The 26,971-nt window shown below is 63.3% G+C and carries 24 protein-coding genes; 8 read left to right on the top strand and 16 right to left on the bottom strand.

All coding sequences use genetic code 11. From position 1 onward, the window contains the following. Positions 1–129: 129 nt before the first annotated feature. The 6 genes from JAB6_RS04575 to JAB6_RS04550 form a co-directional block, all read right to left on the bottom strand. Positions 130–1,158: an acyl-CoA dehydrogenase gene (locus JAB6_RS04575; protein WP_070301554.1), complete on the bottom strand. Its 1,029-nt coding sequence runs from the start codon at positions 1,156–1,158 to the stop codon at positions 130–132. Between the two features lie 128 nt (positions 1,159–1,286). Next, positions 1,287–1,898, bottom strand: coding sequence for a hypothetical protein (locus JAB6_RS04570; protein WP_070301553.1), 612 nt, complete (start codon positions 1,896–1,898; stop codon positions 1,287–1,289). A gap of 141 nt (positions 1,899–2,039) precedes the next feature. Then, a complete protein-coding gene (locus tag JAB6_RS04565; protein ID WP_070301552.1) occupies positions 2,040–4,103 on the bottom strand; it encodes a methyl-accepting chemotaxis protein in 2,064 nt (687 codons plus the stop codon). Between the two features lie 57 nt (positions 4,104–4,160). Continuing rightward, a complete protein-coding gene (locus tag JAB6_RS04560) occupies positions 4,161–4,952 on the bottom strand; it encodes a TorF family putative porin (RefSeq protein ID WP_254671466.1) in 792 nt (263 codons plus the stop codon). Positions 4,953–5,192: 240 nt separating this feature from the next. After that, positions 5,193–5,606 (bottom strand): hypothetical protein, encoded by a 414-nt coding sequence (locus tag JAB6_RS04555; RefSeq protein ID WP_070301551.1) that lies wholly within the window; start codon positions 5,604–5,606, stop codon positions 5,193–5,195. Between the two features lie 93 nt (positions 5,607–5,699). Next, positions 5,700–6,401: a FadR/GntR family transcriptional regulator gene (locus JAB6_RS04550; protein ID WP_235194231.1), complete on the bottom strand. Its 702-nt coding sequence runs from the start codon at positions 6,399–6,401 to the stop codon at positions 5,700–5,702. A 151-nt stretch (positions 6,402–6,552) separates the two neighbouring features. On the opposite strand from JAB6_RS04550, the gene JAB6_RS04545 reads away from it, so the two are divergent. The 4 genes from JAB6_RS04545 to JAB6_RS04530 all read left to right on the top strand — a co-directional run bounded on the left by JAB6_RS04545 (position 6,553) and on the right by JAB6_RS04530 (position 11,293). After that, on the top strand, positions 6,553–7,344 hold the full coding sequence (locus tag JAB6_RS04545) for a (Fe-S)-binding protein (RefSeq protein ID WP_070301550.1): 792 nt from the start codon (positions 6,553–6,555) through the stop codon (positions 7,342–7,344). Beyond that, the gene (locus JAB6_RS04540) at positions 7,341–8,057 is read left to right on the top strand and encodes an LUD domain-containing protein (protein ID WP_070301549.1); all 717 of its coding nucleotides are present in this window, start codon (positions 7,341–7,343) and stop codon (positions 8,055–8,057) included. The genes JAB6_RS04545 and JAB6_RS04540 overlap by 4 nt, the downstream gene beginning before the upstream one ends. Beyond that, complete coding sequence (locus JAB6_RS04535) at positions 8,054–9,499, top strand: LutB/LldF family L-lactate oxidation iron-sulfur protein (protein ID WP_070301548.1); 1,446 nt, start codon at positions 8,054–8,056, stop codon at positions 9,497–9,499. Before JAB6_RS04540 ends, JAB6_RS04535 begins: the two co-directional genes overlap by 4 nt. Positions 9,500–9,586: 87 nt before the next feature. Then, on the top strand, positions 9,587–11,293 hold the full coding sequence (locus JAB6_RS04530; RefSeq protein ID WP_070301547.1) for a lactate permease LctP family transporter: 1,707 nt from the start codon (positions 9,587–9,589) through the stop codon (positions 11,291–11,293). A gap of 58 nt (positions 11,294–11,351) precedes the next feature. On the opposite strand, the gene JAB6_RS04525 is transcribed toward JAB6_RS04530, so the two are convergent. Both JAB6_RS04525 and JAB6_RS04520 read right to left on the bottom strand, forming a co-directional pair. Continuing rightward, positions 11,352–11,879 carry an NADPH-dependent FMN reductase gene (locus JAB6_RS04525; RefSeq protein ID WP_070301563.1) on the bottom strand — a complete coding sequence of 176 codons (528 nt, stop codon included), beginning with the start codon at positions 11,877–11,879 and terminating at the stop codon, positions 11,352–11,354. A gap of 98 nt (positions 11,880–11,977) precedes the next feature. Next, the gene (locus JAB6_RS04520; protein WP_080698581.1) at positions 11,978–12,211 is read right to left on the bottom strand and encodes a DUF3563 family protein; all 234 of its coding nucleotides are present in this window, start codon (positions 12,209–12,211) and stop codon (positions 11,978–11,980) included. Positions 12,212–12,647: 436 nt separating this feature from the next. On the opposite strand from JAB6_RS04520, the gene fucP reads away from it, so the two are divergent. After that, entirely contained in the window at positions 12,648–13,949 is a 1,302-nt protein-coding gene (fucP, locus tag JAB6_RS04515) for an L-fucose:H+ symporter permease (protein WP_070301562.1), read from the top strand. 51 nt (positions 13,950–14,000) lie between these two features. Here fucP and JAB6_RS04510 read toward each other — a convergent pair whose 3' ends face one another. Beyond that, on the bottom strand, positions 14,001–14,894 hold the full coding sequence (locus JAB6_RS04510; protein ID WP_083292533.1) for a LysR substrate-binding domain-containing protein: 894 nt from the start codon (positions 14,892–14,894) through the stop codon (positions 14,001–14,003). A 159-nt stretch (positions 14,895–15,053) separates the two neighbouring features. Between JAB6_RS04510 and JAB6_RS04505 the strand changes: the two genes are divergently transcribed. Further along, a complete protein-coding gene (locus tag JAB6_RS04505) occupies positions 15,054–16,550 on the top strand; it encodes a succinate CoA transferase (RefSeq protein WP_070301545.1) in 1,497 nt (498 codons plus the stop codon). A gap of 60 nt (positions 16,551–16,610) precedes the next feature. On the opposite strand, the gene JAB6_RS04500 is transcribed toward JAB6_RS04505, so the two are convergent. Together JAB6_RS04500 and JAB6_RS04495 are read right to left on the bottom strand one after the other, a co-directional pair. Continuing rightward, a complete protein-coding gene (locus tag JAB6_RS04500; RefSeq protein WP_034752097.1) occupies positions 16,611–16,982 on the bottom strand; it encodes a hypothetical protein in 372 nt (123 codons plus the stop codon). 96 nt (positions 16,983–17,078) lie between these two features. Beyond that, positions 17,079–17,741, bottom strand: coding sequence for a TetR/AcrR family transcriptional regulator (locus JAB6_RS04495; RefSeq protein ID WP_070301544.1), 663 nt, complete (start codon positions 17,739–17,741; stop codon positions 17,079–17,081). 302 nt (positions 17,742–18,043) lie between these two features. On the opposite strand from JAB6_RS04495, the gene JAB6_RS04490 reads away from it, so the two are divergent. Together JAB6_RS04490 and JAB6_RS04485 are read left to right on the top strand one after the other, a co-directional pair. Next, on the top strand, positions 18,044–19,165 hold the full coding sequence (locus JAB6_RS04490) for a M14-type cytosolic carboxypeptidase (protein WP_070301543.1): 1,122 nt from the start codon (positions 18,044–18,046) through the stop codon (positions 19,163–19,165). Between the two features lie 12 nt (positions 19,166–19,177). Next, positions 19,178–19,642 (top strand): CYTH domain-containing protein, encoded by a 465-nt coding sequence (locus JAB6_RS04485; RefSeq protein WP_070301561.1) that lies wholly within the window; start codon positions 19,178–19,180, stop codon positions 19,640–19,642. A 171-nt stretch (positions 19,643–19,813) separates the two neighbouring features. Here the strand turns inward: JAB6_RS04485 and JAB6_RS04480 are convergent, their stop codons facing one another. The 5 genes from JAB6_RS04480 to JAB6_RS04460 form a co-directional block, all read right to left on the bottom strand. Then, a complete protein-coding gene (locus tag JAB6_RS04480) occupies positions 19,814–21,067 on the bottom strand; it encodes a DUF2863 family protein (protein WP_070301542.1) in 1,254 nt (417 codons plus the stop codon). Positions 21,068–21,280: 213 nt separating this feature from the next. Continuing rightward, complete coding sequence (gene acnA / locus JAB6_RS04475; protein ID WP_034752089.1) at positions 21,281–24,001, bottom strand: aconitate hydratase AcnA; 2,721 nt, start codon at positions 23,999–24,001, stop codon at positions 21,281–21,283. Between the two features lie 88 nt (positions 24,002–24,089). Next, entirely contained in the window at positions 24,090–24,644 is a 555-nt protein-coding gene (locus tag JAB6_RS04470) for a hypothetical protein (RefSeq protein WP_070301541.1), read from the bottom strand. 13 nt (positions 24,645–24,657) lie between these two features. Further along, positions 24,658–25,656, bottom strand: a complete 999-nt coding sequence (locus JAB6_RS04465; RefSeq protein WP_034752086.1) for a CoA ester lyase — start codon at positions 25,654–25,656, stop codon at positions 24,658–24,660. A 111-nt stretch (positions 25,657–25,767) separates the two neighbouring features. Next, positions 25,768–26,757 (bottom strand): malate dehydrogenase, encoded by a 990-nt coding sequence (locus tag JAB6_RS04460; protein WP_034752084.1) that lies wholly within the window; start codon positions 26,755–26,757, stop codon positions 25,768–25,770. Between the last annotated feature and the right edge of the window lie 214 nt (positions 26,758–26,971).

Raw genomic sequence — 26,971 nt, 5'->3', positions numbered from 1 at the left:
ACGATAGCGGACGTACCCAGTCCGTGATGTTCGGTATCGCGATGCCGCTCAAGTAATCATCCAGTCAGACTAGTCCTGATCGCCGGCCCGGAGTCCATCCGGTCCGGCGATTTTTTTGTCTGCGCGCCCTCACAGCGTCCACGGATGTTCTTGCGCGCCGGCGACGATGCCGCCCAGCACGGCCTGGTCGCGTTCCGCATGGCTCTGGCGCAGGAAGACTGGCAGGTCGGCCGCCAGGCGCGCGAAATGGGCATCGCGGCACAGGGGACCGGCACCCAGCGCGCGCGTGGCCAGGTGCAGCACCAGGGTGGCCGCGTCTTCCACGGCCAGGCGCAGGCGCAGCGCCAGGGCCATCGCATCGCGTTGCGGATGTCGGTCGATTTCCGCCGCGCCTTCGCGCAGCAGAGCGCCGGCCGCGCGCAGGGCGCAGTCGATCTGGCCCAATTGCGCCAGGCGTACGGGATCGGGGGCGGCGTGCTGCGCGCGTGCATGCAGATGGCTGGCGATGGCGCAGGCGGCGCCATACCAGGCGGCCGCGATGCCGGCGCTGCCATGCCAGTAGCCGGGACGCTCAAGATAGGCGCCTGGCGCACCGACAGGAAAGGCGCGCGCGGCGGAGAACGTCACGTCGACGCTGGCGCAGGTGCGCATGCCGATGGCTTGCCAGCCTTCGTCCGTGACGCGCACGCCGGGCTGCGACAGGTCTACGGTGGCCAGGCAAGCCTGGTGAGCGTCGTTCCAGCAGCTGATCAAGGCATGGCTGAGGCCATGTGCGCCTGCACACCAGGCCTTGCGTCCGTCGAGCACATGGCGGCCATCGGCCACCTGCCGCAAGCGCACGCGCGCGTCCGGCATGTCCGCGCTCCAGACGCCCCAGCTGCTGCCGGCCGGCGCGCCGGGGCCGCCGAGTTCCGCTAGGATGGCCAGCGCATCCGTATGGCCTTCGTACAGCTTGAGCAGGGAGAGGTCGATGGCGGCGATGGCGGCCAGCATTTGCCAGCGCCGCAGGGTGGCACCGTGGCCGGGCAGGGGCAGCTGGTCCAGGCCCGCGTCGCGCAGGCGCCGCAAGCCGTCGATGGAGGGGAAGGCGCTGTCCTGCGGCGGCAAGAGGGTGGCCAGTGCGGCGTCGGACGGCACGGAGAAAGCGTTGGTCGACATGGCAAGCTCCTTTTTTTACAGGATAGCTTTCTGCTGTTGCAATGTCTGTTCGATTCTACACCTACCCTCGCTGACGGGCTCGAGGCCATGAAGCAGCATGGCCGTGGGCCCCGCAGCCAGTCACGCGCTTATTTTTTCACGTACAGCATGTCGGGCTCATAACTGCTGCCGTTATGCGAGAAGGTGTAGAGCTTGTTGTCGCGCAAGAGAATGCCGCCTTTGATGGTTTGCGCCGGGCGCATGCCTTCGTCGAGCAGGCAAGTGGAGCCGCCTTCATATTCGATGCACCATTGCTGTTTGCCATCTTTCTTCACGTATTGCACGCCAGGTCCCGTGACGTTGAAGGTATAGGCGGGCATGGACAGATTCAGCTTGTCGATGCGCACATTGCTCGCTGCCCCGTTCTCCGTCAGTTTGACGAGAACGTCGGCCACGCCATCCGGTGTCGCGCTCATCTTTGCGGTCATGGTTTCCGTGCCCAGCAAGGTGCCGCTGCAGCCGGTCTTGAGATAGGTTTCGATGGTGGAGGTCAGTTCCATCGCGCCGCTGCCATCGGCCTTGGCTGCGACCACCATGGTCTGGCGTTCATGTTCGTCGCACGGCGCTTGCCAGGTGCCGACGTAGGGAGCCAGCGTCGAGCCGGCATCGGAATTGCTTGCATCACTGCTGCCGCCGCCACCGCCGCAGCCGGCCAGCAGTGCGGTGCTTGATGCCAGGAATACTGCCACGAATTTTTTCATGCCCCATCCTTTTATTCCGGCAAGCATGCGTGCCGTAGACGCGGCAACAGTATAAAAGGATGGATCAGGGGCAATTCTCACCGAATGTATTCGTGACTTGATATAGATCAAGGGCACTCGCAGCCGCCTGGCAAGACAGGCTTAAAACTCTTCCCAATCATCGCCGGCCGGCGCCTTGGCCTGCGCTCTTTCCGCGGGCGCCGGCTTGGCCTGGGCGAGGCGCTTGGCTGGCGGCGGCGCTGATTTTTTCACCGCCGGCATTGCCTGCGGCGTCGTTTGCTGCTGTGCACCCAGCTTGAAAACGCTGACCACCTCGGCCAGATGGCTGGCCTGGTCTTGCAGGCTTTCGGCGGCGGCTGCCGCTTCCTCGACCAGGGCCGCGTTCTGCTGCGTCACGCCATCCATCTGCGCCAGCGCCTGGTTGACCTGGGCGATGCCGTCGCTTTGCTCGGTGGTGGCGACGCTGATGTCGGCCATGATGGCGGTGACCTTGCGCACGCTGTCGACCACCTGTTCCATGGTGGCGCCCGCTTCGTCGACGAGCTTGCTACCGGCCGCCACCTTGCCGACGGAATCGTCGATCAGCAGCTTGATTTCCTTGGCGGCCGCCGCCGAGCGTTGCGCCAGGTTGCGCACTTCCGTGGCGACGACAGCGAAACCGCGGCCCTGTTCGCCCGCGCGCGCCGCTTCCACGGCCGCGTTCAAGGCCAGGATGTTCGTCTGGAAAGCGATTCCGTCGATGACGGAAATGATATCGACGATCTTGTTCGACGAGTCGTTAATCGAGGTCATCGTTTCAATCACCTTGCCGACCACTTCGCCGCTCTTTTGCGCCACGCTGGAGGCGGATGCGGCCAGTTGATTCGCCTGGCGCGCATGGTCGGCGTTTTCCTTGACCGTGCCCGTCAGCTCTTCCACCGAAGCGGCCGTTTCTTCCAGTGAACTGGCTTGCTGTTCCGTGCGGGCCGACAGGTCGTTATTGCCTTGCGCAATTTCCGCACTGGCGCGGGCCACGTTGTCGGCACTGGCCTGCACTTGCAGCAGCACGGCGTGGATCTTTTCCACGAAGGCGTTGAAACCCTTGCCGATCACGGCCAGCTCGTCCGTGCCCTTGACTTCCAGCTTGACGCGCAGGTCGGCGTCGCCGCTCGACAGGTCCGTCATGGTGCGGCCCAGGGTACGCAGGGGGCGCGTCAGCTGGTTGACGACGAGAATCAAAATACCGGCCGTGGCCGCCGCGCACAGCAGGGCGACGATCAGGGTGTAGATCATCAGGTCGCGCGCCGAGGCCGTGGCCACGCTTTTCGGGAAATTCAGCTCCACGCTCCAGGGCGCGATATCGGGGTGTATCTGCAGCGGCTGCAGCAAATGGATGTAACCCTTGTCGTCCTCATATTCATACGGCTGGCCCTGGCGTACCTTTTCCAGGCCGGCGGCCGGCACGTCGTCGGCCTTCTTGCCCAGCCGCTCGGGCACGGGGTGGCTCGCGTACAGGCCGCCGTTCGAGATCAGGGCCAGCTTGCCGCCCTCGATCACTTTCAGGTCGGCGAGGATTTTCGCCAGGCGCGTAAGCATGAAGTCGGCGCTGGCCACGCCCTTGAAGCTGCCGTCGATCATGATGGGCGCCACCAGCGAGGCCATCAGTACATTCTTGCCATCGACGGGGTAGATGTACGGTTCCGTAAAGTAAGTCTTGCCTGTGCGCTTGGGCACGTCATACCAGTCGTTGGCGCCCGGTTTCGGGTCGAAGACGATGGGTTCGACTTGCAGCTTGCCGCCGGCGCCCCGCGTCCAGTAGGGCATGAAGCGGCCGCTGGCGTCGTAGTACGGCTTCTGGTTGGCGAAATCCGCATCCTTGCCGTCGAGCGCGTTCGGCTCCCACGTCACGGCCGAGCCCAGCAAGTCTTCCGAACTGGTCAACGTCGCCTTGGTCAGTTCATTGATCTGCTCGCGCTGCAGGGGCAGGCTGGCGCTCTTGGTGCCGCGCATGGCGCCGGCCAGGCTGGACACGCTGGACAGGTTGCTGGCGATGCGCGCCTGCAAGGCGCCGGCCACTTCGCGCGCCGATGTGCGCGCCAGGTCCAGCGCGGCCGCTTCGGCGCTCGCGCTGCTCTTGTAGCCGATCACGGCCGCCGTGACGCCGAGGCTGAGGATGGCGAGCGCGGTGGCGGCGACGCAGATTTTACTGTTCAGTGAGAGTTGCATGATGCTGTTCCTTGATGGGGAGGGGTATTGGTGTCATGGGCGTCGCGGGTGGCGCGCCTAGAACGTCTTGCTGATGGCCACGACCAGGGTGGTCGCGGCGGGGTTCGACGTGTCGAACTGGCCGGCCGCATTCGGGATACCGAGGGTGTAATGGTCGTAGGCATCGGTGGCGCCCCAGGCCCGCGTGACGGCGGCGCTGGCGCTCCAGCCGCCGTCGAAGGTCCGGGTGACACCGATCTTGGCGTCGCGCCAGTTCCACATGGCGTTGCCTGTGCCCGCCACCCGGCCATTGCCGGCGTGCAGGTTCAAGGTCCAGGCATTGCCCAGGTCGACATTCGCGCCCACGTCCAGATAACCCGTGCCGCGCGCATTGGTGATGCCGAAGAAGTCCGGCGTGACCGTGCGGTTGTACTTGGCGTACAGCATCTTGTAGCTGAGGCCCAGCGACAGTTCGCCATAGTCGTACTTCACGCCCGTGGCGCGGTAGACGGCGCCCGGATACTTGTAATAGTAGGCCAGCACGCTGTAGCCGAGTTCACCGACCGTGCCGCTGTAGCCGCCGTACACGTCCCATTCGATGGTCGCATCCTCGATATAGCGGTCGCTGACGGTGGACGCCCACGTGCCCAGCGACCAGCCGCTCGGGTGCGCGTAGTCGGCCCCCGCCTGCAGCGCCGGCTTGCCCCAGGTCTGGCGAAAGCCGCGCGAAATGTATTGCGACGTGAGACTGGCATTGGCGGTAAAGGTGGCGGCCGGGATGTCCGTGGTTTGCGCCTGCACGGGCAGGGTGGCCAGCAGGAACAGACAGCCGAGCAAGGGTGTGGCAGGAAAATGGTGGTGCGATGGCATGGCAGTCAGCTCCGTATTTGCTGGCAGCGGCCGTTCAGGCGCGTTGCCCTGATGGTTGCAATAAAAATGCGGAATGGACTTTTTGGGAGGCAAGGCGATGCCGCCTGCATGCTCGCATGAACACGCACACATTCTCACCAAACGTAACTGAAAGGATAGGGGCTGGGGCTAGTGGAAGTCAATAAAGTTGCGTAGAGGAAAGCGTAAGTTGTTGTTTCCTGGCACTTTTTCATGCACCTGTCATCTTGCTGGTGCGCCCCGGCTGGCTGCCTGTTGCAAGCCGGCCAGCAAGCCGGGCAGGGCGGCATGCAGGGTTGGCAAGTCATCTGCCTGCAGTTCGGCCTGCATTTCCACCTGGCCCGATGGCTGGCCCCAAACGACCTGGGCGCTGAGCCGGGCGCCGGCATCGAGGCCCGTGACGCCGACCAGCAGGGCGACTTCTTCCGGGGCATCGTCGGGCACGTCTGCGAGCAGGCAGGAAATGCCGAAGTGATAATCCTGGAAGGCGCTGGCCGTGCCGCTGGAAAAGGCGAAGACAGAGGCGAGCGCCCGTGGCGCGGCGGCCGCTAGTGGTGGCAGGGCGGCGCGAAACAGGGGCAGCAAGTCGTTTTCCAGCTGGAGCACCAGCGGATGAGTGTGGACGAGGACGGTCATGGCAGGAGGGATCAGTGGGCGGCGCGCGATGTTAGCAGTTTTTGCGGCCGCTGTGCGCAGGTACTGGTCCTAGTACTGGTCCTACCAGTGGCCTCAATCGTCATCGCTGGTGACGCGCGTGCGCACGAAATCGATGTGGCTTTGCATGGCCGTGCGCGCTTCCTCGGGCTGGCTGGCGCAGATCGCTACGCACAGGGTGCGGTGCTGCGACAGCAGCTGCAGCGAGGTGGCGTCGTCCTGCTGGCGCAAGCCCGTGCCATTGATGGTGATGTGTTCGCGCAGCATGCCGATGATGCTGGTGTGCAAGTGTAAAAACATGGTGTTGTGCGACGCCTGGGCGATGACTTCATGCAGCCGCGCATCGGCCTGCGCCTCGCCGTGCTTGTCGTCGCTGGCGCGCGCCTGTTCCAGCTCGCCCAGCAGCGCCATGATCTGCGCGCGCTCGTCCCCGCTGGCCCGCTGCGCGGCAAAGTAGGCGGTCGCCCCTTCCAGCACGCGGCGAAATTCCAGGATGTCGTCGCGCAGGGCGGGGTGGTCGGCCACCAGCTGGCTCCACGGCGACGCCATGCCGGTGCGCAATTGATCTGTCACGAACACGCCGGCGCCGCGCCGGCTGCGCACGAGGCCCCGCGCCGCCAGCCGCTGCACGGCTTCGCGCACGGTGTTGCGCGAAACTGCATATTGCTGCGCCAGCAGGCGTTCGGCCGGCAACTGCGCCCCCGCCGGCAAGCTGCCGTCCAGCAGGGCCGTTTCCAGTCTGCGCATCACCATCTCGACCCTGCCCCGCGTTTGCATGCCTGTCGCCATCGATGTCTTCCGGTGTTGTTTTAAAGTGGTCCGAGCAATTTGAAGTGGCTTACGGAAGCTGGAATTATGCGTGAACCGGTCATTCTTAACAACACACAGCGGCGCCGCAGCAACACACAGAGCGCCGGGGAGACAACGCATGCAGCCAGACCCGCGCCAGCCACGCCACTATCCATCGCCACCGCCGCAGGTGTACCTGTTCGCCACCTGCCTGGTCGACCTGTTCGTGCCACAGGCGGGGCTCGATGCCGTACGCCTGCTGGAGCGGGAAGGCTTGCTCGTGCATTATCCGCGCGGCCAGAGCTGCTGCGGCCAGCCCGCTTACAGCAGCGGCAATCCGGAACAGGCGCGCGCCGTGGCCCGCGCCCAACTCGATCTGTTCGCGCAGCCGTGGCCCGTGATCGTGCCGTCCGGTTCCTGCGCCGGCATGATGCGCCACCATTGGCCGCAGCTGTTCCAGGACGACCCGGTGGCCGGCCCCAAGGCCCTGGAGCTGGCCGAGCGCGTGTATGAACTGAGCGAATTTCTCGTCTGCGTGCTGCAGCTCGACCTGGCCGGCATGGCTGCCGTAGAGCAGGCCGATGAAAACGTGGTGCTGCATACCTCGTGCGGCGCGCGCCGTGAAATGGGCACGCGTCTGCACGGCGTGGCCCTGGTCGACGCCTTGCCCGGCGTGACCCGCATCGAACACCAGCGCGAATCGGAATGCTGCGGCTTTGGCGGCACGTTTTCATTGAAGCACCCCGATATTTCCGGCGCCATGGTCAGCGACAAGATCGCCTCGGCCTGCGCCACGGGCTGCGACCGGCTCGTCTCGGCCGACTGCGGCTGCCTGCTCAATATCGGCCACGCCGCGCAGCACCAGGGCGCGCCGCTACCCGTCGAGCATATGGCCAGCTTTTTGTGGCGCCGCACGGGAGGCGCGGCATGAGCGCGATCCTGACCGCCCGCGAACGCATGCTGGGACGCCTGCGCGCCGCCGCGCCCTCCGCACCGGAAGCGGTGGATGCCATCGATACGGCCATCGACGAGCACTACCTGGCACGCCGGGCGCAAGCGCCGCTGCCGGCACGGAACAGGATCGCCGCCATGCAGGCCGCCTTGTGCGCTTCGCATGCGCAAGTCGACTGTGTGAGCATGGACACCTGGCCCGCCTTGCTGGCGCAGCGCCTCGGTGAACACGGCGTGCGCCGTTTGCTGCTCGATACCGGCAGCGCCGAAGGGCGGGCCTTGCGCGCCGCCTTGCCGGCCGAGGTGGAGACGCTGTCATTCACGCGTCCGCTGGCGCAGTGGAAAAGTGAACTGTTCGACACCGTCGATGCGGGTTTCACCATCGCGCGCTCCGGCATCGCCGCCACGGGCACCCTGGTCATCGCACCCGATGCGGCCACGCCGCGCACGGTGTCCCTGGCGCCCCCTTTGCATATCTGTCTTGTGTATGCGAGCACCCTGCATGTGGACTTGCACGCGGCGGCGCGCGCCGAGCGCTGGGCGGACGGCATGCCGGCCAACCTGGTGCTGGTGTCCGGCCCCTCGAAAACGTCCGATATCCAGCAGACGCTGGCCTATGGCGCGCACGGCCCACGCTGGCTGTGGGTGTTGATCATCGATGATTTGTCTGCCCATGAAGGAGGCCAGCCATGAACGCCAAGCCCCTGCAATTCGTCAAGCCGGCCGACTTCCATGCGCGCGCCCGCGCCGCGCTGGACGACCCGAAACTGCGCCAGAGCTTTCGCGGCGCCATGGATTTTTTACAGGACAAGCGCAAGACGCAATTCCCCGACGGCGACGAACTGGAACGCCTGCGCGACATCGGCGAAGCCGTGCGCCAGCACGCGCTGGCGCGCCTGCCCGATTTGCTGGTGCAGCTGGAAGACAAGCTGACGGCCGCCGGCGTGCAGGTGCACTGGGCCGAAGATGGCGAGCAGGCCAACGCCATCATCCACGCCATCGCGCAGCGTAATCAGGCGACGCGCTTCATCAAGGGCAAGTCGATGGCCAGCGAGGAAATCGAGCTCAATCACTATCTGGAAGCGCGCGGCATGACGTGCCTGGAATCGGACATGGGCGAGTACATCGTGCAGCTGGCCGGCGAAAAGCCGTCGCACATCGTCATGCCGGCCATTCACAAGACGAAGGCCGACATCGCCGGCCTGTTCGCCGAGCATATCCCCGGCGCGCCCTACACGGAAGACGTTGACAGCCTGATCCAGACGGGGCGGCGCGCCCTGCGCCAGGCCTTCGTCGACGCCGATATCGGCCTGTCGGGCGTGAACTTCGCGGCGGCCGACACAGGCACCTTGTGGCTGGTGGAAAACGAGGGCAATGGCCGCTTGACGACGTCTGTGCCGGACGTGCACATCGCCATCATGGGCATGGAAAAAGTGGTGGCCAAGCTCGAACATATCGTGCCGCTGGCCAGCCTCTTGACGCGCTCGGCCACGGGCCAGGCCATCACCACGTATTTCAACCTGATTTCCGGCCCGCGCCGCGCCGGTGAAAAAGATGGGCCGCGCGAAGTGCACCTGGTCTTGCTCGACAACGGCCGCAGCCAGGCTTATGCCGACGAGCAGCTGCGCGCCACCCTGCAATGCATACGCTGCGGCGCCTGCATGAACCACTGTCCTGTCTACACGCGCATCGGCGGCCACGCCTACGGCACCACGTATCCGGGGCCGATCGGCAAGATCATCTCGCCGCATTTGCTGGGACTCGACGCGACGGCGGATCTGGCCACCGCATCAAGCCTGTGCGGCGCCTGCGGCGAAGTGTGCCCCGTGCGTATTCCGATTCCGCAGCTGCTGGTGCGCCTGCGCACGGAAGCGAACCGCAATCCGAACGAGGAAGTCAGCCATCCGCTGCGCGGGCAGGGCGCCAAGTTCAGCCGCGGCGAAAGCCTGATCTGGCGCTTCTGGAGCGGCGCCTTCGCGCGCCCCGCCAGCTACCGGCTGTTCCGCTGGGCCGCCACGCGGCTGCGCATGCTGACGCCGCGCGCGCAGCTGGGCTGGACGCAACACCGCAAGCCCTTGACGCCGGCGCCGCGCAGCCTGGCCGACCTGCTGAACGCGCGGGGCCAGGAAGAGTAGCGCCGGCCCCCACAGAAAAATACGCCGCAAAAAAATACAGCAAAGCCGTTTTTTCACTTAACCCGCATCCACCGGAGGAGACCCGACATGCAAACCTGGACCCAACTTTATACACCGCTCGGCAGCTTGTGGCTGTCGTCGCTGGCGGCAGCCATTCCCATTATTTTCTTCTTCATCGCGCTGGCGGCGCTGCGCATCAAGGGACATGTGGCGGCCGCCGTCACCCTGGCGCTGGCGCTGGCCGTGGCGATTTTTGCGTATGGCATGCCCGTGCCGCAGGCGCTGGCGGCGGCCGGCTACGGTTTTGCGTACGGCTTGTGGCCGATCGCCTGGATCATCGTCACGGCCGTCTTCCTGTATAAAATCGTCGTCAAGACGGGGCAGATCGACATTATCCGCGCCTCCGTGCTGTCCGTCACGGACGACCAGCGCCTGCAGGTGCTGTTGATCGGCTTTGCCTTCGGCGCTTTTCTGGAAGGGGCGGCCGGTTTCGGCGCGCCCGTGGCGATCACCTCGGCGCTGCTGGTGGGCCTGGGCTTCAACCCGCTGTATGCGGCGGGCCTGTGCCTGATCGCCAACACGGCGCCCGTGGCCTTTGGCGCCATGGGCATCCCCATTATCGTGGCGGGGCAGGTGACGGGCATCGACCCCTTCCTGATCGGCGCCATGGCGGGCCGCCAGTTGCCGCTGCTGTCGCTGCTGGTGCCGTTCTGGCTGGTCTTCATGATGGATGGTTTCCGCGGCGTGCGCGAAGTGTGGCCGGCCGCGCTGGTGACGGGTTTGAGCTTTGCCGTCACCCAGTACTTCACATCGAATCATATCGGCCCTGAACTGCCGGACATCACCTCGGCCCTCGTCAGCCTGGTGTCGCTGACCCTGTTCCTGAAAGTGTGGCAGCCGAAGAATGCGAAAGTGGCGCATGCCGTCGGCGGCGGCACGGCTGCGCTGTCCGGCTTTGGTGGCGCAGGCGGTGCTGCGGCCGTGCGTGGCGGTGGCAACCGCGCCGCCTCGCCCTACACGATGGCGCAGACCATGCGCGCCTGGGCGCCGTTCGGCCTGTTGACGGCCATCGTCACCGTGTGGAGCTTGCCCGGCTTCAAGGCGCTGTTTGCCGCAGGCGGTGCCTTGTCCAGCCTGGTCATCAAGATCCACGTGCCTTACCTCGACAAGCTGGTGATGAAGACGATGCCCATCGTGGCCGAGCCGAAGGCGTATGACGCCGTGTTCAAGCTCGATCTGCTGTCGGCCGTGGGTACGGCGATCTTGCTGACGGCCGTGCTGTCGATGCTGATGCTGCGCATGAAGCCGCGCGATGGTCTGAAGGCGTTCGTGGAAACAGTCGTGGAATTGCGCCGTCCCGTGCTATCGATCGGGCTGGTGCTGGCGTTTGCCTTCGTTGCCAATTACTCGGGCATGTCGTCCACCCTGGCCCTGCTGCTGGCCGGCAGCGGCGCCGCCTTCCCGTTCTTCTCGCCGTTCCTGGGCTGGCTGGGCGTCTTCCTGACGGGGTCCGACACCTCGTCGAACGCCTTGTTCTGCTCCCTGCAAAACACGACGGCGCACCAGATCGGCGTGTCCGACACCTTGATGGTGGCGGCCAATACGACGGGCGGCGTGACGGCGAAGATGATCTCGCCCCAGTCGATCGCCGTCGCCTGCGCGGCGACCGGCCTGGTGGGCAAGGAATCGGACCTGTTCCGCTTTACCTTGAAGCACAGTCTGTTGTTTGCCGTCATCATCGGCATCATCACCATGCTGCAGGCGTACGTGTTCACGGGCATGATTCCGCATTGAGCGGTCCGTAGAAGTACGTAGTAAAACTAGATGAATTGATAGTAAAACGTGCAGAAGGTCATGAAAATGACCTGATGCACTGCAACATATCGAGGATAGCCCGGCGCAATGCCGGGTCCGCGGCGATGCCCTCGGCATTGAGACCCGACCCCAGCAGGGGCAAGCTGATGCAGGCGTCGTCGATCAGGCGCGCCGACATGGTGACTACCGTTTCGCGCAGGGCCGCCTGCGCATGCGTGGCGCGCGGCGAGGCGTTCAGCAGCACCAGCGGCTTGTCGATGAACGATTCATTTCCCACCATCCAGTCCAGCGCGTTTTTCATGGGGCCGCTCACGCCGTGCGCGTATTCGGGGCTGGCCAGCATCAGCACGTCGGCCGCCAGGATGGCGTCGCGCAGACCGGTCACGGCCGGCAGACTGTCGGCATCGAGGTCGGGATTGAACAGCGGTAACTCACCGAGTCCCGAATAGATGCGGATGTCGAATGGCGGTGGCGCAAGCCCGGCGATGGCGCGCAGCAAGGCGGTGTTCAGCGAGGCGGCGCGCAGGCTGCCGGCGATGGCGAGAATGGTAATGGGCGTGTGCATCCCGCCTGTATAGCCCATCCTGTGCTCAAGCGCAAGGCGAGCAGGATGGCGCTATCGATGTTGCAACAGCCGGTGAGCGACTGGGTACTGCGTCACTCTTAACGGCTCAGGCCGCTCATCCAGCTTGGCTGCGGGTTGGCACGGGCCAGTTCGCGCATGCGGTATTCCAGGTCGTAACGATCCGTCGATTCGGCCAGGTAGGCTTCTTCGTAAGCGCGTTCGCGGCGGTCGCTGCTTTGGTTCAGCCAGGCGCCAACACGTTTGGCGGCGTGGACCAGGGTGGCGACGATATTGCTGTTTTGCGTGGTGTGGTAAGTAAATGCGGTAGACATGGCAGACTCCTTATGTGGCGTGCCGCGTTGTGCTGCACTGCAATATAAGTATAGCGATTCCAAGTTATAAGGCTACTTTTGATTTCAAATGTCGGCTATTCATTTTTAGAATAACAGGCGGGAAAGCTGCGCAATACGGGGCTTTAAGGCATAATGCGGGCGCTGTATCGTAGTTTTACTACAAGACTGTTTTGTCCTGAATGTTGTTTTCTGACGCAGCCCGCAGGCGTGCCGCGCCCACAAGACATCATTTTGGCGAGAAACGGTCGGCCGTGCGCCTGCCGCGTGCAAGTAGCGCCATGCCTGCCCCTGTTTTGCTGATGGCAGTCATGGCCCACGCTGATATCTGCGTGGCGCTTGCGCGTCCTGGTGCTGCCCGGGTGGAAACGCTTCCATGCCTGGCAAGATCAACTTGGAATTGAAAAATGGAGAAGGTATGGAATACGTAAAGCAAGGCCAGGGCGTACCGTCCGCGCAGGCCGGCACGCAAAACAATACAGGCGCCCTGATCATTGTCACGGTGCTGTTTTTTATGTGGGGACTGCTGACATCGCTCAATGATGTGCTGATTCCCCATCTGCGCTCGATCTACACCCTGACGTATGTGCAGGCGATGCTGGTGCAGTTCTGCTTCTTTGGCGCCTACGCCATCGTTTCGCTGCCCGCCGGCATGCTGATCAAGAAGATCGGCTACCAGCGCGGCGTCGTCGCCGGCCTGCTGATCGCGGCCGCCGGCTGCGCCATGTTCTACCCGGCGTCGACCGGCAGCTATGCGCTGTTCCTGTTGTCCTTCTTCATCCTGGCGGCCGGCATCACCGTGCTGCAGGTGGCGGCCAACCCGTACGTGACGGAACTGGGCGACCCGCAGACGGCGTCGAGCCGTTTGACCCTGACGCAAGCGTTCAACGCGCTGGGCACCACGGTGGCGCCTGCGCTGGGCGGCATGCTGATCTTGTCGGGCACCGTGCTGACGGTGCAGCAGTTCGACCTGCTGCCGGCGGCCGAGCAACTGGCTTACCGCGCCAAGGAAGCGGCCTCCGTGCAAGGCCCGTACCTGGTGCTGGCCGCTACTCTGGTAATCCTGGCCGTGCTGTTCGCGCTGGCAAAATTGCCGAAGATTTCGCATGCCGACGATGCGGCCGCCCTGGCGCACGATGGCCACAAGGTCTCGATCTGGTCGCACCGCCACCTGGTGCTGGGCGCGCTGGCCATCTTCCTGTACGTGGGCGGTGAAGTCAGCATCGGCAGCTTCCTGATCAACTTCCTGGGCGAGAGCCATATCGCTGGCCTCAGCCACGCCGATGCCGCCTATTTCGTCAGCTATTACTGGGGTGGCGCCATGCTGGGCCGCTTCGTCGGCTTCGCCGTGATGCGCTATGTCAGCCCGGGCAAGACCCTGGCCTTCAACGCCGCCGTCGTCATCGCGCTGATCCTCGTTGCCGTGTTCTCCAGCGGTCACACAGCCATGTGGGCCTTGATCGCCGTCGGCCTGTTCAACTCCATCATGTTCCCGACCATCTTCAGCATGGCCCTGAACAAGCTGGGCGCGCAAACGGGACAAGGTTCGGGCATCCTCTGCATGGCTATCGTCGGCGGCGCCATCGTGCCGTTCATCCAGGGCTTCCTGGCCGACCACATCAACCTGCAACTGTCCTTCCTCGTGCCGGCCCTGTGCTACACCTTCATTCTGTACTTCGGCTGGAAGTACGCCAGCATGTACAACGACAGCGCCAAGTAAGCAAGGTGGCGTGATCAAGCAAAAGGGTGGCCTCGGCCACCCTTTTTTACGTCAATGCGCGAACGGCGTGCCCAGCACGTCCTGGCATACCTCGAGCCAGGCGCGCGCCGCGTGCGACAGATAGCGCCCGCTCCAGATATGCGCCACCTGCCACGCCACCTCCGGCTCGACGATGCGCACGGCCTCCAGCGGTTCGCCAGCCAGGCGGTGGATGAACGGCTCGGGCAGCAGGGCCACGCCCAGGCCCGCCGAGGCCATCGCCACCAGCCAGTCCCATTGCCCGCTCTGGGCCGCGATGGTCGGCGCGAAGCCCGCTTGCGCGAAATGCTGGCGCAGGCTGCGCGTGAGGGCGAAATCATCCTTTAACAGCACCAGCGGCAAATCGGCCAGCGCCTTGAAGGGCAGGGTCGTGCGGTTTTTCTGGAACGTGCCCGGCTCGGCCAGGGCCCAGATCGGATAGTTGGCCACTTCCACGGCCACGAGATCGAGTTCCGGGTCGGCCGGCAGCACCGTCATGCCGATTTCCAGCTCGCCGGCCGCCACCTGGCGTTCGATCTGCTGGCCCGTGTCTTCCTGCAGCGTCAGGCTGATGTGCGGGTGACGCGCACGGAAGGCCTTTAATACAGGTGTGAACAGCACATTGATCATGGGCGGGATACCGACCGTCAGGCTGCCGCGCTGCAAGGCCTGGGTGTCGCGCACTTCCAGGGTCAGCTGGCGCATGTTCGCCAGCATTTCCTGGCCATGCTGGTAGACGATGCGGCCCGTGTCCGTCAGGGTCAGCTTGCGCCCGTCGCGCACCAGCAGCTGGGCGCCCACTTCATCTTCCAGCTGGCGCACCATCTTGCTGATGGTCGACTGGGTCAGATGCAGCGATTCGGCCGCCTGCGTAAAGCTCGACAGACGCACGGTTTCGACGAAATAGCGCAGGGAACGGATATCCACGAGGGTGCTCGGCATTGGCAAGGCATGAAAATATCGACTGGATGTGGCGAAATTAATTCATGCCATGCATGTGACCGCGATTTTATACTGATTCCACTTATGGGGCTGGTGTATGACAGCCATCCAGTTTGAGAATAGTAAGAAGATCAGGAGCATCAGATGTACGAGGACCGTATCCGCCACCCAGGCTTGCTCGGCAAAATCATGAGCGCCGATGAGGCAGCCAAATTGTTCCACAACGGAATGCGTGTCGGCATGAGCGGTTTTACCCGTGCCGGCGACGCCAAAGCCCTGCCGCGCGCGCTGGCCGAGCGCGCCCTGCAAGATCCATTAAGCCTGACCCTGATCACGGGCGCTTCGCTGGGCAATGGCAGCGACGGCTTGATGGCCGAGGCGGGCGTGCTGGCGCGCCGCATGCCGTTCCAGGTCGACCCGGTCTTGCGCGGCAAGATCAACAACGGCGAAGTCATGTTCATCGACCAGCATCTGTCGGAAACGGCCGAGCAGTTGCGCTCCGGCAACCTGGCCGCCGTCGATATCGCCGTCATCGAAGCCACGGCCATCACGGCGGCCGGCGCCATCATTCCGACCATGTCGGTGGGTAACTCCGCCGCCTTTGCCCAGCAAGCCACGCAAGTGATCATCGAGATCAACCTGTCTACGCCGCTGGCGCTGGAAGGCTTGCACGACATCTATATACCGCACACCTTGCCGGGCCGCGAGCCGATTCCCCTCACGCGCGTGGACCAGCGCCTGGGCAGCACGGCCATCGCCATCGACCCGGCCCGCATTGCCGCCATCGTCATCACGGACAGCCCCGACAGCCCGTCGAACGCCTTGCCGCCCGATGCGGAAACGCAGGCGATCGCCGGCCACGTGATCGCCTTCCTGCAGGGCGAAGTGGCGGCCGGGCGCATGGGGCCGGAATTGCTGCCGCTGCAGGCGGGCATCGGCACCATCGCCAACGCCGTGCTGCATGGCCTGATCGGCTCGCCTTTCCGCAACATGACGATGTATTCGGAAGTGCTGCAGGACAGCGCCATCGAGCTGCTCGATTCGGGCCAGCTGGCGTTTGCCTCGGCCTCGTCGATCACCCTGTCGGCCGCCGTGCACCAAAAGCTGATGGACAATATCGACCATTACCGCTCGAAGATCGTGCTGCGCCCGCAAGAGATCAGCAACCATCCCGAGATCGTGCGCCGCCTGGGCATCATCGCGCTGAACACGGCGCTCGAGTTCGATATCTACGGCAACGTCAATTCCACGCACGTGTGCGGCACGCACATGATGAACGGCATCGGCGGCTCGGGCGACTTCGCGCGCAACGGGCAAGTGTCGATGTTCGTGTCGAAATCGGCGGCCAAGGGCGGGCGCATTTCCAGCGTCGTGCCGATGGTCTCGCATGTGGACCACACGGAACATGACGTCGACGTGCTGGTGACGGAATGGGGTTTTGCGGACTTGCGCGGCCTGGCGCCGCGTGAACGGGCGCCGTTGATCATCGATCGCTGCACGCATCCCGATTACCGCGCGCAGCTGCGTGCCTATTACGACGCGGCATGCCAGCGTGGCGGCCACACGCCGCACATCCTGCAAGAGGCCCTGGCCTGGCACGTGCGCTACCAGGAAACGCAGAGCATGCTGGCAGCGCAGTAAGCTTCGCCAGCATCAAGACAGGGCAGGGCGGTGCGGCACCGCGCTGCCTTTTTACTTTCCTCAGTACATATGCAGCGCCTTGGCGCCCAAGCCCAGCAGGGCAAACGTGGTGGTGGCCTGTATGCCCATGAACCACAGGAAGTGGGTGTGCATGTGCTTGCGGATGTCGCCCAGTTCCGTGCGCAGGGCGTGGCAGTCGCCGCGCAAGTCGCCGCGAAATTGCGTCAGGTCGGCACGCAGCAGCTGTGATTCGTTGTGCAATTCCGTGCGTACCTTATCGAGGCCTTCGCCAAGACGCTGTTCCAGGGTCTTGAACCATAGCCGGTCATGTTCCCGGTCCGTTTCCAGTTTTGTCAGGCGCGCTTCCATGCGTACAGCATTGTTCGCGCTTTGCTGTTTGTCAAGCCGGTCCGTGGAATAGGCTTCGTTCATCTCGCACTCCTTCGCGCAAGCCGCGCTGCATCGGCGCAGGCGGCTTCACTCGACTGTCCGCCTTTTCCGTCCGCCTGGTTTGCGCTGGATCAAACGTCAGGAGGGCGGTGCGAAGCGCAGGCGGATGCCTGTCGTGACGACGGCGAGCAAGTCGTCGATATGCGCGTTCATTTCCGGGTGCGGCGTCCATGGGTCGCCCGCATCCATGACGATGCGCAGCGACACGAGGCCGTGCAGCGATTGCCAGAAGATTTGCGTCATCGTGTGCAGCGCCGGCTCGTCCTGGCGCACCTGGCCCGCCTGCGCCAGCTCGCCGAACAGGTGCAGCGCGTAGGCATACGGATCTTGCTCGATATTGCCGTGTTCCACGTCGACGGCGTCGACTTCCGCGTGCGGGCGCAGCTCCATGAAGATCAGCGAGTATTCGTCGGGATGCTGGAAGCCGTATTCGATGTAGGCGCGGCCGACCAGGCTGATGCGTTCCCATGGGTCAGTGCTGGTGTCGCAGGCCGTGCGCATGGCGCGCACCAGTTCCAGCAAGTCCTTGTCCATGGCCTGGGCGATCAGGGTGGCCTTGTCGCGGAACAGGGCGTACACGACGGTGGTGGAAAAGCCGGCCGCCTCGGCCACCTTGCGGATGGAGACGGCGCGCGCGCCGCCCTTCTTGATGAGGTCTTTGACGACGTCGATGATGTGCTCGCGCCGCGCCTGCGCCTCGCGTAATTTTCTTTCCTGAATATTGGTCAGCTTCTTGTCCACGACTCTTTCCCGGCGACTCTATGAAAGCAGGAATTATAGGGGGACGAGGGGCTGCCAATGTTTCCGGCATTGTTACAATTCAGTTTTTTGTCCGGTAGATGCGACAGTGGACCGATTTTTCGCGCTTTTGCCCGGCGCTTTTCCATCGATGCCCCGGAATGGTGCATAAATCACCGGAGCAGGCTTTGCGAACGGGGCCAAAGGGCGGAAAATAGCGGGATAGCTTACACTGCGTTTTTTAGCGCGACGGCGGTGGCCCACGAGGCGGCGCCGGAACACTTACATTCGGACGGGATCATTACATGACCATTAAAATCAGCCAGAACTTCGACTCGGGCGCCATCGACGTGGTGAGCGCCACCAGCGCGGGCGCCATCGACCTGAACTTGCGCAAGGATAGCCACGCCGACATCCACCAGTGGTTCCACTTCCGCCTGCAGGGCGCGCGCGGCCAGGCATGCACGATGCGCTTCCTGAACGCGGGCCAGGCCACCTATCCGGCCGGCTATGAAGACTACCAGGCCGTGGCCAGCTACGACAGCGAAAACTGGTTCCGCGTGCCGACGGCGTTCGACGGCCAGGTCATGACGATCTCGCACACGCCTGAACTCGACAGCGTGTACTACGCCTACTTCGAGCCGTATTCGTGGGAGCGCCATCTGCGCCTGCTGGGCGAAGTGGCCGAGCATCCGCTGGCGCGCGTGTCCGACCTGGGCAGCACGGTCGACGGCCGCGACATGAACATGGTCACCATCGGCAATCCGCAGGCGGAAAAGAAAATCTGGGTCATCGCGCGCCAGCATCCGGGCGAATCGATGGCCGAATGGTTCGTCGAAGGCTTGATCGACTCGCTGCTTGACGACGCCAACCCGATCGCGCGCAAACTGCTGCAGCGCGCCGTGTTCCACATCGTGCCGAACATGAACCCGGACGGCTCCATCCGCGGCAACCTGCGCACTAATGCGGCCGGTGCCAACCTGAACCGCGAATGGATGACGCCTTCGCTGGAATCGAGCCCGGAAGTGCTGTGCGTGAAAAACAAGATCCACGAAACGGGCGTCGACATGTTCTTCGACATCCACGGCGATGAAGCGCTGCCGTACAACTTTGTGGCCGGCAATGAAATGCTGGAAAACTTCACGCCCGCCCAGGCGGCGCACCAGAAGGCCTTCATCGAGCGCTACAAGCAGGCCAGCCCGGACTTCCAGGACAAGTTCGGCTATGCCGCCAGCAAGTACAAGTCCGACATGCTGACCCTGGCGTCGAAATACATCGGCCACCACTTCGGCTGCCTGGCGCTGACCCTGGAAATGCCGTTCAAGGAAAACGCCGACTTGCCGGACCCAAGCGTGGGCTGGAATGGCGCGCGCAGCGCGGCACTGGGCGCGGCCATGCTGCAGCCTATCCTGCTGTCGCTCGATTGAACGGCGTTGATCATGGGCGTCGAGATCGAGCGTAAATTCCTGCTGGCCGGCGATGCCTGGCGCGGCCTGGGGCAGGCGGTGCTGCTGCGTCAGGGCTATCTGTCGTCCGCGCGCGAGCGCGTGGTGCGTGTGCGCATCGAGGGCGAACAGGCGATGCTGACCATCAAGGGCGCCAACGTGGGCGCCACGCGCGGCGAGTGGGAATATCCGATTCCGCTGGCCGAAGCGGCCGAACTGCTCGACGGCCTGTGCGAACAGCCGCTGATCGAAAAGGTTCGCCACCGCATCGAACACGCGGGCATGGTATGGGAAGTCGACGAGTTCCTCGGCGCCAATGCCGGCCTGCTGGTGGCCGAGATCGAGCTGGCATCGGAAGACCAGCCCTTCGACAAGCCGGACTGGATCGGCGCGGAAGTGTCGGGCGACGCGCGCTATTACAACGCGAATCTGATCCGCCACCCGTTTTCACAGTGGTGATGGTGTTGTAAATGACGTTGCAATGAAAAAGGCGGAACCGAGGTTCCGCCTTTTTTATGCGCCAACGCTGTTGTCGGATTACGCCGTGCCGGCTAATCCGACCTACGGCCCATACCGGCAGCGCAGGTCGGATTAGCGCGCAGCGCGTAATCCGACAACACCGTTACAGCATCAGTGGAAATGCTCTGTACCTTGTGGGGTATCTTCCGGCATCTCCGCATGCGCCAGCTCGCCGACCGGATCGGCAAACAGGGGCGCGCCGCAATCGTCGCAGTATTCACCGACAAAACGTTCCGCGTGGCGCTTGATCTGCGTCACGCCGGCGGCGTTCAGGTGCTCGATGATTTCATCGACCGGCGTCTTTTGCTTGTCCAGCGCGGCGATGCCGACCTGGATCAGGCCTTCGATCGGCGTGCCATCCTCGTCTTCCTGGCCGTACAAAGGCCAGACGATGCCGTAGATGACGTCCGGCGCCTGGCGCAGGGTGAAGGCGATGCGGTACTCGTCCACCTGGCCGTCGGCCGCTTCCTCGCCGAAGCCGGCGATGACGGCGCGCAGTTCCGATGGCTCGATGGCCAAGGTATGCGTCAGGTAGTGCACGGCGGCGCGCACGGAGACGGGGCGTATCAGCTTGTCCGCTTCGCGGCAGGCCACGTAATACGCTTCCGGCAGCAGCAATTCCAGGCCGCAGCCGGGCAGCAGGCGGGCGAACGTCGGCGTCGCCTGCGTGCGCCATTGTTCCAGGGCGGCGCTGCGTTCGGCGATGAAGTCGAGCTGGCTAGCTGGCGTCTGCCAGCGGAACAGCGGTGCGCCGGCGGGCGCCACCACGGCCACCAGCAGGTAGCGCGTGTCGGCCAGGAAGGGCGCCGTTTCCGCTTCTTTGCCCGAGGGCTTGACGGCCGTGCCTTTCAGCGCGGCCAGGGCCAGCTTTTGCGTCTTGGCATAGGTTTCGACATGGCTGCGCGGCAACTGGTCGATCGAGTAGAGCGTTGGCGCCATGGCCATCTTGGTGCCGTCGGCCAGCAGGTGGGCGGCGAAATGCGCCGACAGCACACCGTGCGCGTCGCCGGCCATGGGGCCGGAAGCGATGGAAAAGCGCGTCCACGCGAGGATGGGCACGGCGACGAGCAGGGCGTCGTAGCGCACGTCTTCATGCGTGATGACGGTCGATTCGCTGACGGCTTCAACGCAGTCCATCAGCACGTCATAGGCGTTCAAGTCATCCTTGAACAGGCTGCCCAGGGTGTTGTCGATGGTGTCCTGGTGGCCGGTTTTGAGTAATTTCTGGAGCTGCGTATCCAGGCTGTGTTCCCAGGACCGCTCTTCGAGACGGCTGGCTGCCTGTACGATCGCCTGGGCAAAGGTGACCAGGCGCTGGCTGTCGGCAGTCAGTTTATGGGATGAATCTTTGGAAGGACGACGCATAGCGGGATAAGAGTCTCGGAAAGTGAAAAAAATGGATCAGTCAAACAATGATAAACCCTTATAACCGTATTGTAGAGGATTCAGCCGCACGCAATACGTAAGCTGTCCTTAGATCATGCCAATAGTCGAAATTTCAAGTCGGAACGGGATGCAGGGACGAAAAAAAGCGCCGGTCGAAACCGGCGCTTTAATCTTGCATCACAGCTGGGCTGATTACTCGGCCAGCAGTTGACGCAGCACGAATGGCAGGATACCGCCATGCTTGTAGTAATCGACTTCGATCGGCGTATCGATGCGCAGCAGGACTTTGACTTCCTGGCTGGAGCCGTCGGCGCGGTGGATCACCAGGGTAGCCAGTTGCTGTGGCTTGATTTCGCCTTCGAGGCCTTTCAGGTCGAAGGTTTCCTTGCCGGTGATGCCCAGGGTTTGCACGCTGTCGTCGCCGATGAATTGCAGCGGCAGCACGCCCATGCCCACCAGGTTCGAGCGGTGGATACGCTCGAACGAGCGGGTGATCACGGCTTTCACGCCCAGCAGTTGCGTACCTTTGGCTGCCCAGTCGCGCGACGAGCCCGTACCGTACTCTTCGCCGCCGAAGACCATGGTTGGCGTCCCTTCAGCAACGTATTTCATCGCTGCGTCGTAGATCGACATTTCTTCGCCGGAAGGCTGGTGGATCGTGATGCCGCCTTCGACCGCCGAACCGTCTGCCTTGGCAGGGATCATGCGGTTTTTGATACGCACGTTGGCGAACGTGCCGCGCATCATGATTTCATGGTTGCCGCGACGCGAGCCGTAGGAGTTGAAGTCCGCTTTCAGGACGCCGTTTTCCTTCAGCCATTTGCCTGCAGGACCGTTTTCCTGGATCGAGCCGGCTGGCGAGATGTGGTCGGTGGTGATGGAATCGCCGAACACGCCCAGTGCGCGCGCGCCTTCGATGCCGGTGGCCACTGCCGCTGGCGTCATCGAGAAGTTGTCGAAGAACGGAGGTTCCGCGATGTAGGTCGATTTCGGCCAGTTGTAGACTTGACCGGACACGGTCGTGACTTTTTCCCACAGCTTGCCTGGCGCGCCCTTGACGTCAGCGTAGTTGTCCTTGAACACCTTGGCGTTCATGGCGAACTTCATCATGGCCGATACTTCAGCCGAGGTCGGCCAGATGTCGCCCAGGTAGACGTCCTTGCCGCCCTTGCCTTTGCCGACAGGTTCCGTCATCAGGTCGCGCGTCATGTTGCCGGCGATGGCGTAAGCGACGACCAGCGGTGGCGAAGCGAGGAAGTTCGAGCGGATGTTCGGGTGAATACGCGCTTCGAAGTTGCGGTTGCCCGACAGCACGGCCGACGCGACGATGTCGTGCGTGGCAATCGCTGCGTTCAGCTCGGGCGTCAGGTCGCCCGCATTGCCGATACAGGTGGTGCAGCCGTAGGCGGTCACGCCGAAGCCCAGTTTTTCCAGGTATGGCAGCAGGCCGGCAGCGGTCAGGTACTCGGTCACGACGCGCGAGCCAGGAGCCAACGAAGTCTTGATGTGCGGCGCGACTTTCAGGCCGGCTTCGACGGCTTTCTTGGCCAGCAGGCCGGCAGCCAGCATCACGCTCGGGTTCGAGGTGTTGGTGCACGAGGTGATCGCGGCGATCAGCACGTCGCCGTTCGACACTTTCACGCCGTTCGTCGTTTCGTACACGGCAGCCAGGTCGGCCGGGTTCTTGTTGAAGCCGTTTTCCGTGGTTGGCTTGGCGAACAGCTCGGCGAAGTTCGCCTTGACGTTGCCGATTTCGATACGGTCTTGCGGGCGTTTCGGGCCAGCCAGCGACGGAGCGACCGATGCCAGGTCCAGTTCCACAACGCGGGTGTAGTCGATCTCGCCGGCTTTTGGCACGCCGAACAGGTTTTGGGCCTTGAAGTAGCCTTCGAACGCGGCGATTTCAGCCTTGCTGCGGCCGGTGCCCTTGAAATAATCGATGGTCGCTTCGTCGACCGGGAAGAAGCCCATGGTCGCGCCGTATTCCGGTGCCATGTTGGCGATCGTCGCGCGGTCGGTCAGGGTCAGCGACTCGGTGCCTTCGCCGAAGAATTCGACGAACTTGCCGACGACTTTTTCTTTGCGCAGCAGTTCGGTGATGGTCAGTACCAGGTCGGTGGCGGTGCAGCCTTCGCGCAGCGCGCCCGACAGGTTCACGCCGATGACGTCTGGCGTCAGGAAGTAGACCGGCTGGCCCAGCATGCCGGCTTCCGCCTCGATGCCGCCCACGCCCCAGCCGACCACACCGATGCCGTTGATCATGGTGGTGTGCGAGTCGGTGCCGACCAGGGTGTCAGGGTAGTACACGTCGCCGGCTTTCTTGCCTGCGTGGTGCACGCCGCGCGCCAGGTATTCCAAGTTGACCTGGTGGACGATGCCGAAGCCTGGTGGCACGACGCCGAAGGTGTCGAATGCCTGCATGCCCCATTTCATGAACTGGTAACGCTCGTTGTTACGCGAGAATTCCAGTTTCATGTTCAGGTCCAGCGCTTTCTTTTCGCGGTAGTGATCGATGGTCACCGAGTGGTCGACCACCAGGTCGACCGGTACCAGCGGTTCGATCTTCTTGGCGTTGATGCCCATCTTGGCGGCCACGTTGCGCATTGCTGCCAGGTCGGCCAGCAGCGGTACGCCGGTGAAGTCTTGCAGCACGACGCGCGCCACTACGAACGGGATCTCGTCGGTGCGCTCGGCGGTCGGGCCCCAGCTCGCCAATTGCTTGACGTGTTCTTCGGTGACTTTTTTGCCGTCGCAGTTGCGCAATACCGATTCGAGCACGATACGAATCGACACTGGCAGGCGGGAGACATTGATGCCCAGGCTTTTTTCCAGCGCAGGCAGGGAGTACAGCTTGCCCTTCTTGCTATCCGAAATATTAAAGTCCTTGAGCGTGTTCAGAGTGTTGCGGGACATGACCTCTCCTTGTTGGGTATCTTCTATTTATTGATTATTCAAATTACAAAACATGACTGAGCCCCCGAAGAGGCCCTTGCTACGCACATCAGCCGCCGGCGGCCGGCAGCACGCCCAGCGATGGCGCGGCTTCCACCACTGCCGCCGGCTTGGCTTGCTCCGCATCCTTGCATTCATTGGCCAGCTGGCGGCCCTGCTTGGAATCGAGCAGCATGCCTTTGGCCGGGATGCCGATCCACACGAGGCCGTACAGACGGTTCTCGAAGCGGTTGGCGCCGGTGGTGGTGCCAACGCGGCTCAGGCGGTGCAGGCGCTTCTTCCAGCGCAGGGCGATGTGTTTGTCGTCAGTAGCATTGGTGTAGATGGTAATTTTGTTACCAAGTTCACAATTGAAATCGGTGGAAGCCGAGCCTGCGGTGTCCGGCTCATCGGATTCTTCCTTGTCGGCGACCGACATGGCGAGCGGATGGGCTTCCTTGGCGGCTGCCTTGGCCTTGCTGGTCTTGGCCTTTGGCTTGGCCTTGACAGCCTTGACGGCCTTGGGATTTGCCTCTGCCGTGGCGGCGAAGCTGGCTGGCGCCAGCGTGAGGGTCATGGCGCCCAGCGCGACGCTGCAGGCAATTGCTAATTTGGAGAGGGACATCGTGTAATTCCTGTCAGTTTTCAGTGGTGCTGGAAGAGGGGGTGTTGAGTAATGCGGCGGCCGCCTCGGGCAGGCCGAGGCCTGCCAGTTTGGCGCGTTGCAAAACGGTCCAATAATATCGGTAGCTGGCGCGGTCGTGCAAGCGGCCATTTTGTGCAATCGGTCCCCAGTTGGCGCGCAGCGCCTCATTGAGGATGTTGCTCGCTTCGTTGACTTCGGACAGGCGCGGCGTAAAGGCCTTGATGATGGGCTTGATCTGGTCCGGGTGGATGCTCCACATGCGCGTGTAGCCGAACTCGGCTGTCGCGCGCTGGGCGTCGTTGGCCACCACGGCCGAATCGCGCACGTCCGTCGTCACGTTGTGCGACGCCACCTTGCCGTGCGCGTGGCAGGCGGCCGCCACTTCCAGCTTGGCGCGCACCACCAGCGGGTGCGTGAACTGGCCCGGCGTGCGCATGGCGGCGGCGGGAATGGCGCCGTAGTGGGCCGACACGAAATCCATGATGCCGAAGGACAGGCATTCGACCTGGGGCAGGGCTGCGATCGCGTAGGCGTCGCGCAGCGCGCCATGCGTTTCGATCAGGATGTGCACGGGCAGGTTGTCGCGGCCGGCGCGGCGCGCGTGCAGGTTGATCAGGTCGATGGCCAGCATGGCATCCTGCACGCCAGCCACCTTGGGCACGGCGATATAGGCCAGGCGGGACGCGGCGCTGCAGATGATTTCCACGTCGCGCGCGAAAAACGGGCTGTCGACGTCGTGCACGCGCACGCCGATACGGTTGAACTGGTTTTCGCCGCTGGCCAGCAGGCCGGCGATCATCAGCGCGTGGGCTTCTTCGTTGCCGGCGCTGGCGCCGTCTTCGCAGTCGAACGTGATGTCGAACAGGGGGCCAAGCTCTTGTTGCAAAGCAATCGATTTACGCATCAGCTTTTCAGAGCCGGCGTAGTGGTCGCAAGCGGCGAGCAACAGCGGCTGGCGTTTGCCTTGGAATAAAACCTCGGAAGGGTGCATGCTTAAGGCATTTCTGCAGGTAAAGACTACTTGATAAAACAGCCGCGCCGCGACATGCGCGGGGCGGCCTTCTTTGGCGGGCGGCGCATTGCCGCGCCGCCAAAACTGGACTTAGGCCAGCAGGTGTTTCACGCCTTCGCGCTCTTCGGTCAGTTCCTTCAGGGTCAGGTTGATGCGCTCTTGCGAGAATGCATCGATTTCCAGACCTTGAACGATGGTGTACTCACCGTTGTCGGTGGTGACCGGGAAGCCGAACACGGTGCCTTCAGGGATGCCATACGAGCCATCCGAAGGAACGCCCATGGTGGTCCACTTGCCGGCCGTGCCCAGCATCCAGTCATGGATGTGGTCGATGGCGGCGTTCGCTGCCGACGCTGCCGACGACAGGCCGCGCGCTTCGATGATGGCCGCGCCGCGCTTGCCGACGGTAGGCAGGAACACGTTGGCGTTCCATTCCTGGTCGTTGATCAGGTCTTTGACAGCCTTACCGTTCACGGTGGCGAAGCGGTAGTCGGCGTACATCGTTGGCGAGTGGTTGCCCCAGACGGTCAGCTTCTCGATGTCTTTCACGGCGGTGCCGGTCTTGGCAGCGACTTGCGACAGCGCGCGGTTGTGGTCCAGGCGCAGCATGGCGGTGAAGTTTTTCGCTGGCAGCGATGGTGCCGATTTCATGGCGATGTAGGCGTTGGTGTTGGCAGGGTTGCCGACCACCAGTACTTTGACATTGCGCGAAGCGACGGCGTCGAGCGCCTTGCCTTGTACCGTGAAGATCTGGGCGTTCGCTTCCAGCAGGTCCTTGCGTTCCATGCCTGGGCCGCGTGGACGCGCGCCAACCAGTACGGCCACGTCGACATCCTTGAATGCGGTCAGCGGATCGGAGTGGGCGGTCATTTCCGTCAGCAGCGGGAAGGCGCAGTCGTCGATTTCCATCATCACGCCCTTGAGCGCCTTCTGGGCTTTTTCGTCCGGGATTTCAAGCAGTTGCAAGATGACAGGCTGGTCTTTGCCGAGCATGTCGCCATTGGCGATGCGGAACAACAGGGCGTAGCCGATCTGGCCGGCGGCGCCGGTCACTGCAACACGCATTGGGGTTTTAGCCATGATGAATCTCCAAAAATGGGAAAGAAAACGGGCTTGAAGCTGGGCTTACGCTTATCCGGAAAAACTGTAATGATACCAAAACCGGCCCGCGCCACCGAATTGCTGGTGTACGCTGCCGTCACGCTTGTGCTGCACGAGGCCAGAGTGGCTGGCCGACAACATAAAACGCTGGCTCACAAGTTTTATCGAGGGCAGTTTAGGCCTCTGATCCCTA

Origin of the sequence: Janthinobacterium sp. HH104 (genome assembly GCF_001758715.1) — a bacterium.
Taxonomy (GTDB): domain Bacteria; phylum Pseudomonadota; class Gammaproteobacteria; order Burkholderiales; family Burkholderiaceae_D; genus Janthinobacterium; species Janthinobacterium aestuarii.
Note: the sequence above shows the minus strand (reverse complement) of the source record. Positions and strands in the feature narration are given on the sequence as shown.